Source organism: Sodaliphilus pleomorphus, from assembly GCF_009676955.1.
Classification (GTDB): domain Bacteria; phylum Bacteroidota; class Bacteroidia; order Bacteroidales; family Muribaculaceae; genus Sodaliphilus; species Sodaliphilus pleomorphus.
Genome location: NZ_CP045696.1, coordinates 1,658,794 through 1,675,866, shown reverse-complemented (window position 1 = coordinate 1,675,866; position 17,073 = coordinate 1,658,794). Strand labels below are relative to the sequence as shown.

The 17,073-nt window shown below is 57.2% G+C and carries 11 protein-coding genes, 1 tRNA gene and 1 pseudogene; 7 read left to right on the top strand and 6 right to left on the bottom strand.

Features of this window, described 5'->3' with window-relative positions; translation table 11 throughout:
• Positions 1 to 30 precede the first annotated feature (30 nt).
• The 4 genes from GF423_RS06775 to GF423_RS06760 all read left to right on the top strand — a co-directional run bounded on the left by GF423_RS06775 (position 31) and on the right by GF423_RS06760 (position 8,149).
• Positions 31 to 3,381: a SusC/RagA family TonB-linked outer membrane protein gene (locus tag GF423_RS06775; protein ID WP_235911581.1), complete on the top strand. Its 3,351-nt coding sequence runs from the start codon at positions 31 to 33 to the stop codon at positions 3,379 to 3,381.
• 18 nt (positions 3,382 to 3,399) lie between these two features.
• Entirely contained in the window at positions 3,400 to 4,944 is a 1,545-nt protein-coding gene (locus tag GF423_RS06770) for a SusD/RagB family nutrient-binding outer membrane lipoprotein (RefSeq protein WP_154327634.1), read from the top strand.
• A 127-nt stretch (positions 4,945 to 5,071) separates the two neighbouring features.
• The gene (locus GF423_RS06765; protein ID WP_154327633.1) at positions 5,072 to 6,073 is read left to right on the top strand and encodes a metallophosphoesterase family protein; all 1,002 of its coding nucleotides are present in this window, start codon (positions 5,072 to 5,074) and stop codon (positions 6,071 to 6,073) included.
• Between the two features lie 60 nt (positions 6,074 to 6,133).
• The gene (locus GF423_RS06760) at positions 6,134 to 8,149 is read left to right on the top strand and encodes a kojibiose hydrolase (RefSeq protein ID WP_154327632.1); all 2,016 of its coding nucleotides are present in this window, start codon (positions 6,134 to 6,136) and stop codon (positions 8,147 to 8,149) included.
• Here GF423_RS06760 and GF423_RS06755 read toward each other — a convergent pair.
• The 4 genes from GF423_RS06755 to GF423_RS06740 form a co-directional block, all read right to left on the bottom strand.
• Complete coding sequence (locus GF423_RS06755) at positions 8,061 to 8,669, bottom strand: RNA polymerase sigma factor (protein WP_154327631.1); 609 nt, start codon at positions 8,667 to 8,669, stop codon at positions 8,061 to 8,063. The genes GF423_RS06760 and GF423_RS06755 overlap by 89 nt on opposite strands.
• A gap of 111 nt (positions 8,670 to 8,780) precedes the next feature.
• Positions 8,781 to 9,320 carry a RhuM family protein gene (gene rhuM / locus GF423_RS06750; protein WP_235911583.1) on the bottom strand — a complete coding sequence of 180 codons (540 nt, stop codon included), beginning with the start codon at positions 9,318 to 9,320 and terminating at the stop codon, positions 8,781 to 8,783.
• Between the two features lie 107 nt (positions 9,321 to 9,427).
• Complete coding sequence (locus GF423_RS06745) at positions 9,428 to 10,969, bottom strand: YifB family Mg chelatase-like AAA ATPase (protein WP_154327630.1); 1,542 nt, start codon at positions 10,967 to 10,969, stop codon at positions 9,428 to 9,430.
• A gap of 74 nt (positions 10,970 to 11,043) precedes the next feature.
• The gene (locus GF423_RS06740) at positions 11,044 to 12,054 is read right to left on the bottom strand and encodes a DUF4369 domain-containing protein (protein ID WP_154327629.1); all 1,011 of its coding nucleotides are present in this window, start codon (positions 12,052 to 12,054) and stop codon (positions 11,044 to 11,046) included.
• 150 nt (positions 12,055 to 12,204) lie between these two features.
• On the opposite strand from GF423_RS06740, the gene GF423_RS06735 reads away from it, so the two are divergent.
• A tRNA-Tyr gene (locus GF423_RS06735) sits at positions 12,205 to 12,287 on the top strand.
• 119 nt (positions 12,288 to 12,406) lie between these two features.
• On the opposite strand, the gene GF423_RS06730 is transcribed toward GF423_RS06735, so the two are convergent.
• Together GF423_RS06730 and GF423_RS06725 are read right to left on the bottom strand one after the other, a co-directional pair.
• Positions 12,407 to 13,501, bottom strand: a complete 1,095-nt coding sequence (locus GF423_RS06730) for a lactonase family protein (protein WP_206113409.1) — start codon at positions 13,499 to 13,501, stop codon at positions 12,407 to 12,409.
• A 49-nt stretch (positions 13,502 to 13,550) separates the two neighbouring features.
• On the bottom strand, positions 13,551 to 14,402 hold the full coding sequence (locus GF423_RS06725; protein ID WP_154327627.1) for a phospholipase A: 852 nt from the start codon (positions 14,400 to 14,402) through the stop codon (positions 13,551 to 13,553).
• Positions 14,403 to 14,540: 138 nt separating this feature from the next.
• On the opposite strand from GF423_RS06725, the gene GF423_RS06720 reads away from it, so the two are divergent.
• The gene (locus GF423_RS06720; RefSeq protein WP_154327626.1) at positions 14,541 to 15,794 is read left to right on the top strand and encodes an MFS transporter; all 1,254 of its coding nucleotides are present in this window, start codon (positions 14,541 to 14,543) and stop codon (positions 15,792 to 15,794) included.
• Positions 15,795 to 15,845: 51 nt separating this feature from the next.
• Positions 15,846 to 17,065 (top strand): annotated as a pseudogene (locus GF423_RS06715) (L-serine ammonia-lyase, iron-sulfur-dependent, subunit alpha).
• Positions 17,066 to 17,073: the final 8 nt, after the last annotated feature.

Sequence of the window (17,073 nt, the reverse complement as noted above, 5' to 3'; positions counted from 1 at the left end):
AATAACAGAACCAACTTAAAAAAACAATCAATGAAAAAGTATGACGACTTGACATGCAGAACGTGGCGACGAGTGTGGCCCGTACTGCTAAGCCTGCTGGCCCTCGTGGCCACCCCTGCAATGCAGGCTGCAGGCCCAACTCCAGTTGCGCAAGTAGCGCATGATGGCACCGTGTCGCTTCACGTGAGCAACATGCCTCTCAAGCGGGTGTTTTCCCTCATCGAGAAGCAGACCAGCTACATGATTGCCTACAACAGCAACCTTCCCAACCTGGATAAAAAAGTGACAGCCGAGGTCACCAACGCCTCGATCAACAGTGTCATGCAACGCGTGCTCAATGGCTCAGGGCTGAAATACAAAATCTCTGGACGCCAAATTATGATCTTCGAGGGTGAAAAAACCGAGGCCTCAAGCCCTGCAAAAATACATGGGCGCGTGCTCGACGAGAAAAACGTGCCTGTGATAGGGGCCACTGTGAAAGTGCTGGGCACCAATCGCGTGACCATCTCTGACCTCGACGGCTACTTCGACATCGAAGTGCCCAACCGCAACAGCAAGCTGCGCTTTTCTTTCATTGGCTACGCTCAGCAAGAAGTTGCAGTGGCCGGCCGCAGCAACATTATCGTCACCATGCAGGACGAGTCGGTCAAACTCAAGGAACTTGTAGTCACCGCACTGGGCATGAAACGCTCGGAAAAAGCGCTCGGATATGCCACTCAAAAGATTGCAGGCGAACAATTTGAAAAAGTGAAAGGCGTGAATGTGGCCACAAGCCTCACAGGCCGCATTGCCGGCATGACCATTTTCAACTCGAGCGAGTTTATGGAAGCCCCCACCATCAGCCTGCGCGGCGAGACTCCGCTGCTGGTGCTCGATGGCGTACCCACCAATCTCACCCTTGCCGATATCAACAGCGACGACATTGAGTCGATCGACGTGCTGAAAGGTGCCACTGCTTCGGCCCTCTACGGCAGCCGCGGCGGCAGCGGCGCCATCATGGTCACCACCAAGAAGAGCGGACAAGAAGGCTTCACCGTTGAAGTGAACTCGAGCAACATGTTCAACTGCGGCACTCTCGCCCTGCCCAAGGTGCAGCACTCCTACAGCTCGGGCTACGGGGGTAAGTACAACACCGACGACGAGGTGTGGGGCGACAAGCTCGACATAGGCCGCGTCTATGCCCAATACAATCCGTACACACACCAAATGGAGGAACGCGAACTTGTATCGGCCGGCCGCAACAATTTCAAAAACTTCCTGCAATTCAGCATGGTGTCAAACAACACCGTGAGCGTGTCGCAGCGCGGCAAAAACGGCAGCGTGCGTTCCTCGGTATCATTTATCTACGACAAGGGCCAGTACCCCAACCAAACCGGCAAGGTGCTGCAATACAACATAGGCGGTGAAATGAAACTCGGCAATAAGGTAAACATCACTGCCACAATGGGCTTCAACAAGCAGCTGGCCAGCAACACATCGGGTACTGGCTACACCGACCAGGGCTACATCTACAACCTTCTCGTGTGGACCGGACCCGAATATGACGTGCGCGACTATCGCGACTACTGGCTGGTGAAAGACACCCAGCAGAACTGGAACCGCAAGTCATGGTACGACAACCCCTGGATGAGCGCCTACGAGAAAATCAACCGTGAAGACAACACCAAGACCAACGGTATGCTCACTATCAACTACCACATCATGCCCTGGCTCACAGCTATCGTGCGTGGCGGCTATGACTACACCAACTTGAGCACCAAGCGCCGCGCCCCCATCGGCATCAACGCTACCCGCAATTGGGGCAACACCAACAAAGGTTACTACGCTGAAAAAACCGAAGAGGTTTTCACAACCAACGACGACTTTATTCTGAACGCAACCGTGACTGCTGGCGATTTCAGCATCGATGCCCTTGCAGGTGCCTCAATCTATTACTATCGCGACAAGTCGCTGGAGGCCACTACCAAAAACGGCATCTCCATTCCTGGTTTCTACTCGCTTAAGGCATCGGTCGAAAGCCCCACAGTGACGCCCTACCTGGCCAACAAGAAGGTGAACAGCATATACGGCAAGGCCTCGCTGGGATACAAGAGCACCTACTACATGGACTTAACCGGCCGCAACGACTGGTCGTCGACCCTGCCCAGCGGCAGCAACTCCTACTTCTACCCCTCGGTAGGCGCCAGTGTGATATTGAGCAACATCATTAAAATGCCCAACTGGTTAAACTTCCTGAAGCTGAGAGGCTCCTGGACCGTCTCCAAGAAAGACCTCAACATTTACGACACCAACCAGGCCTATACCATCAACAACTCGGTGTGGGACGGACTGAACTCGGCCGTATACCCCACAACCATGCGCGGCAAGGTGAAACCCATCACCGACCGCACCTGGGAAATAGGCACCTCGGCCCACTTCTTGCAAAACCGCATCAAGTTTGACTTCACCTACTACAACAAGCTCACCTACAACAACACTGCCGCCACCACCATCTCCCCCTTCACGGGCTTCAAGAGCGTGCTCGTCAACACCCAAGAGGAGTATGTGCGCCGTGGTGTTGAGTTCTTTGTAGATGCCACTCCCATCAAGACGACCAACTTCACCTGGAATGTAACCACCAACTGGGCCCGATCGGCACGCTACTACGCCAAGATCGACCCCGTATACAGCGCCGACAACCTGTGGACCTACAAAGGCGCACGCGTCGATGCCTATACCTCCAAGACCTTCAACTATGCCCCCGACGGCAGCGTGATTCTCACCAACGGCTTCCCGCGCCTCACAAGCTACAAGTACAAGGTGGGCAACACCGACCCCGACTGGATGTGGGGCCTGGCCAACAACTTCAAGTATAAAAACCTAAGTCTTGGTTTCACTATCGACGGTCGCATTGGCGGACTGTCGACAGCCCGTACCAACTACCGCCTGTGGCAAACTGGCGCACACCCCGAGAGCGACAACCAGTGGCGCTACGACGAGGTGGTGAACGGCAACAAGAGCTTCGTAGCCCCTGGAGTGACCGTGGTGTCGGGCTCGGTGAAGTATGACTCCTACGGACGCATCGTTGAAGACACCCGCGTCTTTGCCCCCAACGAGACTCCCGTGTCCTATGAAACCTACATCAAGAGCTACTGGTGCAAGGGCGAGCAGTTTATCACCGATGAAACGTTTATAAAACTGCGTGAGCTGTCTGTCACCTACGACATCCCATCCAGTTTGTGCAAGAAAATGAACATGAAGCAGGCTTCGGTTTCACTCATCGGGCAAAACCTGCTGCTCTGGACTAAGGAATACAAATTTACCGACCCCGACCGAGCCAGTGACAACCTGGCCTCGCCATCGGTGCGCTACATGGGTATAAACATCAAAATGACTTTCTAAAACCAAAAAAAGAGAATTATGCTACACTATATTAAAACAGCTTTAGTGTCGGGCCTGCTGGCCTGCGGCATGTTGGGCATCAACAGCTGCACCGACCACTTCGACAGCTACAATACCGACCCCAACCAGTCGACCGCGGCAACCTCTGAAATGATTGCTACCAATTGCATACGCAACCTGTGGGAAAAACACAGGGAGCCCAAGGGATACATGTTTGACGAGATGCTGTGCAAGTATATCGCCTGGACCGAGGCCAACGATATCAACATCGCCTTCAACAAGCTGGGACGTGCCGATCTTGATGGCGTGACCATGCTCTACAACGTGCAAAAGATGATAGAAGCCGCCGGCAACGCGCAGTTGAAAGCCTCCTACGAGGGCTTGGGCCACATCTTGCGCGCCATCGTGTTCTTCGACGCCACAATGCGCGTGGGCGACATCCCCTACAGCCAAGCCATGCAAGGCGAAGCTGGCATCACCTACCCCAAGTATGACAGCCAGCGCGATGTAATGCTGGGGTTGCTCAACGAGCTCGACCAGGCCGACCAGCTGCTCGCCCAGGGCAGCAACTTCAATGGCGACTTCGTGTATGGCGGCAACACCAGCCAGTGGCGCAAGGTTGCCAACGTGATGGCACTCAAAATCCTGATCAACCTCTACAAGAAGACCGACGATCCCGACCTCAATGTTGCAGCCCGATTTAAGGACATCGTGGCCACAAGACCCTTGTTCGACAGCAATACCGACAACCTGCAACTCGTGCACAGCGACAAGTCAGGCCAGAAAGCCGACTTCTACAAGGAGGGCAACAACTATGTCAACTACATCCAGATTTCGTCCGAAGTCGTCGACTCGCTCAAGGCTTTTGGCGATTATCGCCTGTTCTACTACGCACAACCCACGCCCAATGCCGTGGCAGCCGGCAGTGCCGTCGATGACTGGGCTTCCTACAATGGTGTAGAAGCCACGCTCACCGAGGAGGAAATCCAGAAGGCTGTCTTTGAGGGCAACGTATCGCAAACCAACAAGCGATATGTTGAGGAAATCGTGGGCGAGCCGTCGGTCCTGCTTAGCTACAGCGAGTTGAACTTCATCTTGGCCGAGGCATGCGTGCGCGGCCTGCTCGATGGCGATGCCCGCAACTACTACAACAAGGGCATTGAGGCCGCCATGCACTTCACTGCCGACAACACCGTCGACAATGCCGAATATCACCACAATAGGAAGATTACCGATGACTACATCGCCCGTTATCTTAGCAATCCAGGAGTAGCGTTCTCGGCCAACCCTGAGCGGCAAATCGAGCAAATTATCGAGCAAAAGTATCTGGCCACTTTCATGCAACAGCCCTATAACGCCTACTTCGAGTACCGCCGCACCGGCTATCCCGTTTTGCCCATCAATCCCAGCAGCAACCGTAACGACGATGTCAACAAGATGCCTGTACGTTGGATGTATCCACAATCGGAGTATGACTACAATGGAGCCAACGTGAAGGCTGCCGTGCAGAGCCAGTTTGGCGGCATCGACGATGAGAACCAAATTATGTGGATATTGAAATAGTTTATTTATAGAGCACATGAGAATCAATTGATGTGCATTGCACATGACGGGCTAGAAGAACTACTGGAAGTACACAAATATTCCCATATTCTTCTAGCCCTTGCAAAAAAAACATAACTTTGACAACATGAAAGCATTAAGTCAATTTATACTCCTGGTCGTAATCTTGCTTGCTGCGACAGGCCAAGCACAAAACCTGCAATTCAACCGCAACAGAGAGTTCAAGATTGTGCAATTCACCGATCTCCACTACAAGTTGCACAATCCCGCCTCACAGGTAGTACCAGAATGCATCTCCGAGATCGTAAAGGCTGAAAAGCCCGACTTGATTATAGTGACTGGAGATTTCGTATATTCCCGTCCTGCCGACAGCACCTTGACAGCAGTGCTCAACATCATAGAGGCACAGAACACTCCATTTATCATGCTCTTTGGCAATCACGACAGCGAGCGGGGCATGACCAACGGTGAGCTGCAACGCATCATTGCGACTTACAAGCACAATGTGATCACTGCCCCCTACGATTCAATTACCCCCGACCACGTGATCACCGTCAAGGACCATAGCGGCAGCCGCGATGCTGCCCTGCTCTACTGCTTCGACACCCATGCCAATGCACAGATCAAGGAAGTGGGTGGTTACGCCTGGCTCACAGGCGAGCAGGTGCAATGGTACTCCAGCCAGAGTGCATCCTTTACCCGCAGCAACGGCGGTGTTCCATTGCCCGCACTGGCATTCATGCACATCCCGCTGCCCGAGTATGCCGAGGCAGCCACCACGCAAGATGCCATCTTGATTGGCACGCGCATGGAAGCCGTGTGCTGTCCAAAAATCAACACAGGCATGTTTGCCGCCATGAGAATTTCAGGCGACGTGATGGGCATCTTCAGCGGTCATGACCACGACAACGACTATGCCACCATGTGGCATGGCATCTTGCTGGCCTACGGCCGCTTCACGGGCGGCAATACCGAGTACAACCACCTGTCGAGCGGCGCTCGCGTGATTGTGCTCAAGGAGGGGCAACGCAGCTTTGAGACGTGGATTCGCCTGCGGGGCGGCCAAACACAAGACCACACGGTTTATCCCACATCCTATATAAAAGACAACTGGAGATTGAGAAAATAGCACAAAATCCAAGACTGAGCACGACCGCGTTTTTCCTATACCCAAATCATTAAAAAAGAAATGACACTCTTCCTTTTTATCATGGCCCTATTTTGCACAAGCATGCACTGCGTGGCACAGGATGCTTGGACACTCACGGCCAGCCACCCCACGGCAACACCCTACTTCGGAGAGACCGTGGCCAACGGCCAGCTGGGCCTGGTATCATCAGCACAACCATTGAAAAATGCTGATGTCGTGCTTGCTGGTGCCTACGACAAGTTTGGTCGCGGCAATGTGAGCAACTTCTTCAGCAGCGTGAAAATGATGGATATGGAGATCGACGTCGACGGCATACCAGCGACCGCAAGCAACATTGAGCACTACGAGCAACAGCTCGACATGCGCCAGGCCTTCATGGGCCAGCACTTTGACGTGCCTGGCAAAGCCCACATCGGCTATCGGCAATGTGCCTTGCGGCAGTTGCCCTTCAATGCGCTCAACATCGTCGAGATTGAGGCAATGAACGATATCACAATCACGGTGCGCAGCATTCACCAAGTGCCCACTACACTGCGCAGCGTGCATTTCCGCTACAACAAGATGACCAAACGCACGGGCAACATCTACCTGCTCTCGACCGATGCCAAGAGCCCCACGGGGCGGCTCGACGTCACCGCCAGCTCCTCGTTGATTTTTCCTGGCGGCCACGACCCCGAGGTCATCCACTCCAGCCACGACAGCACACAGAATGTGGCACAATTCAATATCAAGCTCAACAAGGGGCAAAAGTTCAGCTTCGCCATCACAGGCAGTCTCATGACCTCGGCCTGCCACCCCGATGTGCAAAACGAGGCCGACCGCCTCGTCATCTTTGCCGTCAAGCAAGGCATTGAGCAACTGGAATCCATGCACGTCAAGTTGTGGCGCGACTTGTGGAAGAGTGATATCACCATCTCTGGCGACAACCAAGCTCAACAAGACGTGCACTCAATGCTCTATCATCTCTATAGCTTTGTTCGTGAACGTTCAAGGCTTTCAGTATCACCCATGGGGCTCTCGGGACTGGGATACAACGGACACGTGTTTTGGGACGCCGATGTATGGATATTCCCCGCCTTGGTACTGTTGCACCCCGACATGGCTCGCTCCATGATCGACTATCGCATCGATCGCATTCAAGCAGCCATGACCAACGCCTGGGAGCATGGCTACGACGGTGCCATGTTCCCGTGGGAAAGCAGCGACACTGGCATGGAAGAAACACCCACATGGGCACTCACAGGCACCTTTGAGCACCACATCACCGGTTGCGTGGCACATGCAGCATGGCAATACTACTGCGTGACACGCGACACAGCTTGGCTCACAACCCAAGCCTGGCCACTCATCAAGGCCACGGCCAACTTTTGGGTGTCGCGCGCCCAGACCGATGCCTCTGGCCATGGCTATCACATCAATAATGTGGTGTGTGCCGATGAATATGCTGCCAATGTCGACGACAATGCATTTACCAATGCCATAGCCATTACCAATCTCAATATTGCCTGCATGGCTGCACACATTGCGGGCAAGCAGCCCAACCCTCTCTGGAGTGAGGTTGCCTCTGGGCTACCCATCCTGAAAAATGCTCAAGGTGTTACGCTGGAACATGCCTCCTACGCTGGCGAAAGCATCAAGCAAGCCGATGTAAACCTCCTTGCCTATCCGCTGGACATCATCGCCAGCCAAGAGCAAATTCTCAAAGACTTAAACTATTATGCCCCACGCATAAAAAACGGGCCTGCAATGACCGAAGCCATCTTTGCCCTTCTCTATGCCCGAATGGGCAATGCTCAGCTGGCCCGCCGCTACTTTGACCAAGCCTACAAAGCCAACCAGTGCCCGCCCTTTGGGGTGATTGCAGAGTGCAAAGGCGGCACCAATCCCTATTTCCTCACAGGGGCTGGCGGTGTGTTGCAAGCTGTGATCATGGGATTTTCAGGCTACAACATCACCAGCGAGGGAGTCACGAAAGCATCGGTATCAACAAGGCCAGAAGGATGGACTGGCTTGCAGGTGACTTTGGACCCATCGATTCGCGTAGTTTCTCGATAGCGCGGTGCAGCAGATTGCGCACCGACTGATTGTTCATGTTCAACATAAAGGCTATACGCTCCATGGGAAGGCGCTGCACATAGCGCAAATAGAGCGCCTCTTTTTGGCGCGACGACAGTTTGAGAAGGCTCTCATAGAGACGCTGGCGCTGTTGCAGCATTTCATCATCAAGGCCACTGTCTTCATCGGCCGAAGCCAGCCTGTCGATGTGAAATTTCAAACTCTCGCTGGAATCAAACGATATCTCGCTACTCACACTCATACTTCTGATCAAGGAGCGGCGAAAGGCCGTAAACAAGTAAGACTTCACATTTTCCGCATGCGATAGATTGTCGTGCTGAGTCATGAGACGGAGAAACAGGTTCTGTATCACGTCTTTCACATTGTCTCTGTCGGCTGTAAACTTCAATCCATAAGCAAGCAGCGAGTCGGCATACCTGTGAAACAGAACCTCAAAGGCGCTAATGTCCCCTCCACAGGCTTCGGCCCAAACTACGCTGTCAGGAATGTAGTCTTGCATTCAACTTACACTTAATTTAAGTTGAACAAAGGTAAAAAACAAATTACAATAATTCAACATTTTCACCGCCATTTATTATTTGATTTTCACCTCTATACCTCTTTTCTATCATCATTTGACGCACGAGTCTGCCCCCCGCCTCGCAGGACTACAGCGGGGTAGAAAAGTAGTTGCTGCGGTCGAGGTTGCGGCGTAGAGCAATTTGTTTTGTGTCTCAGCAAAAAACATTTGAGTGGCCTTATCGCTCTTGTCATAGTCGCTGCTCAGTGAGAACAAATCGCGAATTTTTTGATAGAATCGTTTCTCAGAGGCACGAATGTCACGGATTCGAGCGAGCAATTCATCAAAATAATCGGGACGGCCATCAGGGTTCTTTAGCCTCTCGTCGTCAATCACAAAGCCCTTGACAAGGTACTCCGACAGATGCCTCGTTGCCCATTGACGGAATTGAGTTCCCCGCACGCCACGAACACGATATCCCACCGCAATTATCATCTCAAGAGAGTAAAAAACGATATTGTAACTCTTGCCATCGGCGGCAGTTGTCAAATATTCTTTGACAACTGAACTCTCGGTTAATTCATTCTCTTTCAGAATGTTGATTACATGATAGCTGATGGTTTGCTTAGAGGTGGCAAAAAGTTCTGCCATCTGCTGCTGGTTGAGCCAGATTTTGCCAATAATGCAACAGAAGCGTTACCATCGGCAGTGCGGTATATGATAATATTTTTCTGGTCTTCGTCCATAGAGTAAAAAAATTACATGTTGAAGTAGTTGCTGCGGTCGAGCGAGCGGTAGGAGATGGCTTCCATGATGTGAGGGGCGCGCACCTGGGGGCTGCCGTCGAGGTCGGCGATGGTGCGGGCCACCTTGAGGATGCGGTCGTAGGCGCGCGCGCTCATGTTCATGCTCTCGATGGCGTGCTTGAGCTGCCGCAGGCCTTCGGCATCGGGCTCGGCCCACTGGTGAATCATGCTGGGCGTCATCTGGGCGTTGCAGTGCACGCCGGCGGTGGCGCCGAAGCGCTGCGTCTGCAACTCGCGGGCCTTCACCACGCGGGCGCGTATGGCCGCCGAGGGCTCGCCGGCCTGCTTCGAGGCCAGCTCGTCGACCGCCACGGGTTGCACCTCGATTTGCAGGTCGATGCGGTCGAGCAGCGGGCCCGATATCTTGGCCAGGTACTGCTGGCGCTGGTGGGGTGTGCATATGCACGGCTTCTTGGGGTGACCGTAGTAGCCGCAGGGGCAGGGGTTCATGCTGGCCACGAGCATAAACGAGGCCGGGTACTCGACGGCATACTTGGCCCGCGAGATGTGGATGAGGCGGTCTTCCAGGGGCTGGCGCATCACCTCGAGCACGCTGCGGTTGAACTCGGGCAGCTCGTCGAGAAAGAGCACGCCGTTGTGAGCCAGGCTTATCTCGCCCGGGGTGGGGTAGGTGCCGCCGCCCACCAGGGCCACGGGCGATATCGTGTGGTGGGGTGAGCGGAAGGGCCTGCGCGTGAGCAGCGTGGTGCCGCGACGCAGCTTGCCGGCCACCGAGTGTATCTTGGTAGTCTCGAGTGCCTCTTGCAGGCTCAACGGCGGCAGGATGCTGGGCAGCCGCTTGGCCATCATCGACTTGCCGCTGCCGGGGCTGCCTATGAGCAAGATGTTGTGCCCGCCGGCGCAGGCCACCTCAAAGGCCCGTTTCACGTTTTCCTGGCCTTTCACCTCGCTGAAGTCGTAGGGAAACTGCCCCTGGGCCTTGGCAAACTCGGCGCGCGTGTCGACGGCGGTGGGTTGCAGCTGGGCCTGCCCGTTGAGGAAGGCGATGACCTGCTGCAGCGAGTCGAGGCCATACACATTGAGGTTGTTGACGATGGCCGCCTCCATGGCATTGTCGCGCGGCAGGATGAAGCCATCGAGATGCAGCTGGCGCGCCAGTATGGCCATGGGCAGGGCGCCCTTGATGGGGCGCAGCGAGCCGTCGAGCCCGAGTTCGCCCATGATCATGTAGCGGTCGAGTAGCTGGGTCGACACCTTCTCGTCGCTGGCCAGGATGCCTATGGCGATGGGCAGGTCGTAGGCCGAGCCCTCCTTCTTGATGTCGGCCGGCGACATGTTGATGACCACATTTTTGCGCGGGAAGTCAAAGCCCGCCTCGATGATGGCGCAGCGCGTGCGCTCGCCGCTCTCTTTCACAGCGGTGTCGGGCAGGCCCACGATGGTGAAGCCGCTGCCCCACTCGATCGAGACTTCGATAGTCACTGTTATGGCGTCGATGCCTTGCACGGCGGCGCCCAGGGTCTTGCTTAGCATTTCAATTCAATGGTTTTAGGCAACGGGGCGCGATAGCGCATGGCAGTGCGCGCGCCCTATGGTTTCGGTTTCGTTCACTTCAAGAGGCGGGCCAGGCTGGCTGCCACGCGAGCCGGCTGGTCGCCGTTGTACACTATCTTGCCGCGCGCGTCGGTCACCACATAGAGCGGTGTCGACTGGATGTCGAGGCCCAGCAGCTGGCGGTCGAGCGGGCCGGCCGGAGCCCAGTAGTGCCTCCACGTGCCGCCGGCAGCCGCGATGGTGCCGCGCCAGGCACTCGTGTCGGCATCGAGGCACACGTCGGCAAGGAGCAGCCGGCTGCCGTAGGCCGAGCTCCACTGCTTGAGCTGAGCTGCCTGCTGGGCGAGGCTGCCGCTGTTGCCCGTCCACAGGCACAGCAGCGAGGCCTGGGCCGTGGCCGGGTCGAAGGCGGCATAGTCGCCGCCGCTCTCGTAGAAGAGGAGCGACCCTATGCTGGCAGCCTTCCTGGCCACACGCCTGTGTATGGCTGTGTAGGCGGCCATCAAGCCGGCTGGCTTGTGGGTGAGCCCGGCAAGCAGGCGGCTGGCCTGGGCGGCGTTGTTGAGCTTGCTGTAGTCGCACAGCACGAGCAGGGTCGAGAGCAAGTCGGCCGGGTGGGAGGCCGCCTGCTTCTCAATGAGGCGGTCGAGCTGGCTGTGGTCGGGGCTGTCGTAGAGGGCGGCGTGCTCGGCCATAAACTTGTACCACTGCTCGTCGACGTCGGGGCCCTTCACCTCGAGCCGGTGACGCTGCCCCAAGTCGCCGCGCACCTTGACCGTGCTGCCGCGCTCGACGGCAAAGCGGGCCACCACCTGCGACTGCATGTCGTAGAGGTAGACCAGCGTCCAGTCGTCGGCCTCGAGCGGGGCCTTGAATTCAAAGCGGTCGGCACTGGCGGGTATCAGGGCATCTTTCACCCCCTGGGGGGTGTAGTACACCACGCGCAGCATCTGGCTGCCCACGCCCTTGATGTTTCCCTTGATGGTAAACGCCCGGCTGCAGCCGGCCAGCAGCGGCACGAGCGCAAGCCACAGCAAGGCTGTAATGATGTATCGATGTTTCATCGGCAATATTGCAACTTAGTGATAGCACAAAAGTAACAATTATACCCGACAAAGGCAAAAAATCGTGGGCAAAGGCAAGAAAAAGGAACCAATAAATTTGGGACATCTTGAAAAATTGCTTACCTTTGCATCACGCATTTCAAATGGCACGGGTAGATTCCAGAGTGGCCAAATGGGGCAGACTGTAAATCTGCTGCTTTATAGCTTCGGTGGTTCGAATCCATCTCTACCCACACTGCAAGACTTCGCACGAGGTCTTGCAGTTTTTTTTTTTGCGCCCTGGTGGATCCTCGACACCCGCCCGGGCATGAGCCCCTCACAGCGGCTGCAACGCCACGGCGCTGCTGCGGCGTCACGGCACCAGTTTTATGCACACGGGCTTGCTCACGTGCAGGTCGCGGCCCAGGCGGGTCAACAGGCCCGTGGCAGGGTCGATGCTGTAGAGCTGTATCACGTTGTCGTCGCGGCAGGCACACAGCAGCAGGCGCCCGTCGGGGGTGATCATGAAATTGCGCGGGTGCCTGCCCGTGAGCTGGTAGCCAGCACGGGTGAGCCGGCCGTCGGGCCCGATCTTGTAGATGGCAATGCCGTCGTCGACCAGCCGCACGCTGGCATAGAGATAGCGGCCGCTGGGGTCGATGTGAATGTCGCCGCCCCCGTGGGCAGGGCGCAGGGCGGCATTCAGCGTCTGCAACAGGCCGAGGCGGCCGTCGTCGTAGTCATAGGCCAGCACGTCGTCGCTCAGCTCGCCCAGCACATAGCAGTGGCGGCCGTCGGGGGCAAAGGCCAGGTGGCGCGGCCCGGTGCCGGGAGCCACCTGCACATCGCCGTGCAGTTGCAGGCGGGCGGTGCCGCGGGCGGTGCGCTTAACGATGTCGAACACATATACCAGGTCGCCGCCCAGGTTGGTGGCCAGCAGGTGGCGGCCGTCGGGGGCCACGGCGGTGTAGTGGATGTGGCTGCTTGCCTGGTTGCGCTTGATGCTCGTGGCGTGGAATTGCAGCACCTCGACGGCCTGTGTCACGGTGCCGTCGTCGTTGAGGTCGAAGAGCACCAGCGTGCCGCTCGAGTAGCCCGCCACGCTCAAGGTGCGGGGCGACAAGAAGGTGATGTGGCACGGGTCGGCACACTGCGCGTCGACGCTGCCCAGCAGCTGCATGCGGCCCGTGGCCGGGTCGAGGCTCAGGGCGTTGACGCGTGACTTGCCCGGCCCGTTCTCGCCCACGGTGTAGACGTGGCGGCCGTCGGGGGCCACCACCAGATAAGACGGGTTGTCGACCTGCACCGAGTCGAGTGTCTCGACCTCGAGGCTGGCCGGGTCGATGCGACAGGTGTACACGCCGCGGCTGCCGCTGCCCGTGTAGGTGCCCACCACCAGGGTGAGCGGTGTTGCAGCAGCACTTGTTGTGATTGATAGCGCACTCATGAGTGATAGTATTTTATGCATTGCGATTGTCGTTGATAAAAAATGCAGCAGCCAGAGAGGGGGGGGCGACTCAGAAGTCGCTGAAAAACTTGGGCTTGATGAGCAGGCCGAACCTAATGCGCGAGTGAAACTTGTTGTAGTCGAGCAGGCTCTCGCCATAGCCGTTGTAGAAATGAAGCACAAGAAACTGGTTGTCGTTCTTGCGCAGGCGGTAACCCAGGTCGACAATGGTGTTGTAGTTCAGGTTCCAGCCCTCGCGCTTGACCAACGTGAGCGACAGCACCCACCGCTGGTCGTTGGACACAGCTTGCAGGCCTGCCTGGCAAAGACCGCTGTAGCGCAAGATGTCCTTGTTGTTGCCGCCGTCGATGATGGGTATCCAGTACTTGCCGTGCACCATGAGATTGGGGTCGAGATACACAGCGCCCGAAATCGATATCTTGTTCCAGCTGCGGCTCGCCATGCGGCTGCGGCCGTTGCTCTCGTGCTCAACAAGAAAGGTGATCTTGCCCACCAGGCGGTTGTGGTTGATCAAAAGCTTCGACAGCCCTATGCCGGGATTGAAATTGATGTCGTGCACGGGCAGCGAGTTTTCAAACACGTTCCACATGCACCTCTGCGAGTAGAACAAAAACAGATAGGAGTGAAACGGCAGCACACTGCGCGTGAGGCGCTGCGCGATGCTCACCTGAAATTTCACATCGCTGTTGGCCTGGTTGGGACGGCCCTCGCCCATCGAGGTGCCCACTGTGAAATAGTTGTCTTTGTAAAGCCCGAAAAACGGGCGGTTGTCGTAGTCGCGGCGTATCGAGTCGGCATTAAACTCGCTGCTGGTCTTGGGCACCACGATTTGCCCCTCAAGGCACAACGGCAATACCGACAGCGCCACGACGAGCAAGATGAATTTTAAAGAAAAGTGCATTTTGCGCAATAAAATGTGTCACGTGCAAAAAAAGTCCAAGGCTGGCCAAGCCTGGGGGCAGCCCCGGCGTTTATAATTCGCAAATGTAAGTATTTTTGTGTAAATTTGCCCCAAATTGGAAAAGTAAAATTCTCAAGCATGGAAATAACGACCGAAAACAAGGCCAACAAGGGCGGCGCAACCCGCCTGGTGGCCAAAGAATATGTGATACCGTTTATCCTCATCACCTCGCTCTTCTTCCTGTGGGGCGGCTCGCGGGCCATACTCGACGTGCTCAACAAGCACTACCAGCTCATCTTGCACGTGAGCAAGACGCAGTCGTCGCTCATCCAGATGATGGTGTACATGGCCTACTTCCTGGGGGCGCTGCCGGCCGGCCTGCTCATCAGGCGGCTGGGCACCCGCGTGGGCGTGATCACGGGGCTGCTGCTCTTTGCCGTGGGCTCGTTTCTGTTTATGCCGGCCGTGAACCTGGGCAGCTTCTACTACATCCTCACCCCGCTCTTTGTGCTGGGTCTGGGCCTGGTGCTGCTCGAGACGGCGGCCAACCCCTATGTGACCCTGCTGGGCGACCCCAAGACCTCGGCCAGCCGGCTCAACATCGCCCAGTCGTTCAACGGCCTGGGCTGCATGATGGGCGCGCTCATGGGCGGCCAGTTCTTCTTTGGCAACTCGGGGGCCGAGGCCAGCGCGAGCATCGCTGTGCCCTACACGGTGATTGCCGTGATCATGCTGGTGGTGGCCGTGTGCTTCACCTTCATTCACCTGCCCGAGGTCATCATCGCCCCGCCCCGGCGAGCCAAGGCGGCCGACGCTGCTGGCGGCACAGCCCGCAAGGCACTGGGCGTGGCCTTCTTCTTCGGGTTTGCGGCCCTCATTGCCTACGAGATTTCAGAGATATCGATCAACACCTTCTTCATCAACTTCATGACCGACGACGGCTTCATGACCCCCATGCAGGCCACCTGGGCCCTGTCGATGGGCGGCTTGCTGCTCTTCATGGTGGGCCGCGTGGTGGGCGGCATCTTGATGAGCCGCGTGGCCACCGAGAAGATATTTCTGGCCTGCGCCCTGGGCACCGTGGCCATGCTGTTGCTGGCCATGAGCGGCCTGGGCCTTTTCTCCAAGATGGCGCTCATCGTGCTCTATGTGTTTGAGAGCATCATGTTCCCCACCATCTTTGCCCTGTCGATCCAAGGGCTGGGTGCCAACACCGAGAAGGCCTCGTCGATACTCATGATGAGCGTGGTGGGCGGCGCCATTGGCCCACTGGCCCTGGGCTATGTGGCCGACCACTACACAATGACCCAGGCCCTGGTCGTGCCGCTCTCCACCTTTGTCATCGTGCTCGCCTATGCCATCTACAGCTACGCACGCCGCAGCCGGGCATAGCACGTGCAGCCGCAGGAGCCATCATGCATCACACATTTTTCACAACCGCCTATGGAATCGATAAGGGAAATCTATAAAATAGGGCACGGCCCGTCGAGCAGCCACACCATGGGGCCGCGCTTTGCCGCCGAGCGCTTCATCAAGCGCGTGCGCGACGTCATCAAGTTCACCCATCGCTCGGGCGGCATCAAGCAGTTTGAGGTCACCCTCTACGGCTCGCTTGCCGCCACCGGCCGCGGCCACCTCACCGACGTGGCCCTCACCGACATTCTCAAGCCCGTGGCCCCCACACGCATCGTGTGGCGCCCCGACAAGTTCCTGCCCTTTCACCCCAACGGCATGAACTTCAAGGCCTATGGCGACCACGACAACCTCATCGACGACTGGACCGTCTACAGCGTGGGCGGCGGCGACCTGGCCGAGGAGGGCAAGCCCAGCTACAAGCCACAGCTCTACAAGATGTCGACCATCGACGAGATCCTGCACTGGTGCGAGAGCACGGGTAAGACCTACTGGGAATATGTCGACGAGTGCGAGGGCGCGGGTATATGGGACTACCTGGCCACCGTGTGGCAGGCCATGGTGGCCACATCAAGCGCGGCCTCGACGAGGAGGGCGTGCTGCCAGGCCCGCTGGGCGTGCGCCGCAAGGCCGCCAGCTACTACATCCACGCCCAGGGCTACAACGAGAGCGTGCGCAGCCGCGGCCTCACCTATGCCTACGCCCTGGCCGTGAGCGAGGAGAACGCCGCCGGCCACCTCATCGTCACCGCCCCCACCTGCGGCAGCTGCGGCGTGATGCCGGCCGTGCTCTACCACCTGTACAACAGCAAGAACTTCAGCACCCGGCGCATCTTGCGCGCCCTGGCCACCGCCGGCCTCTTTGGCAACGTGGTCAAGACCAATGCCTCGATATCGGGTGCCGAGGTGGGCTGCCAGGGCGAGGTGGGCGTGGCCTGCGCCATGGCCAGCGCCGCCGCCACACAGCTCTTCGGCGGCTCGCCGGCACAAATCGAGTATGCCGCCGAGATGGGCCTCGAGCACCACCTGGGCCTCACGTGCGACCCCATGTGCGGCATGGTGCAGATACCCTGCATCGAGCGCAACGCCTATGCCGCCGCACGCGCCCTCGACGCCAACCTCTACTCCTCGTTCAGCGACGGCACCCACCGCGTGAGCTTCGACAAGGTGGTGCGCGTGATGAAACAGACGGGCAAAGACCTGCCCTCGCTCTACAAGGAGACCAGCGAGGGAGGCCTGGCCGTGCTGTGAAGCCCAAC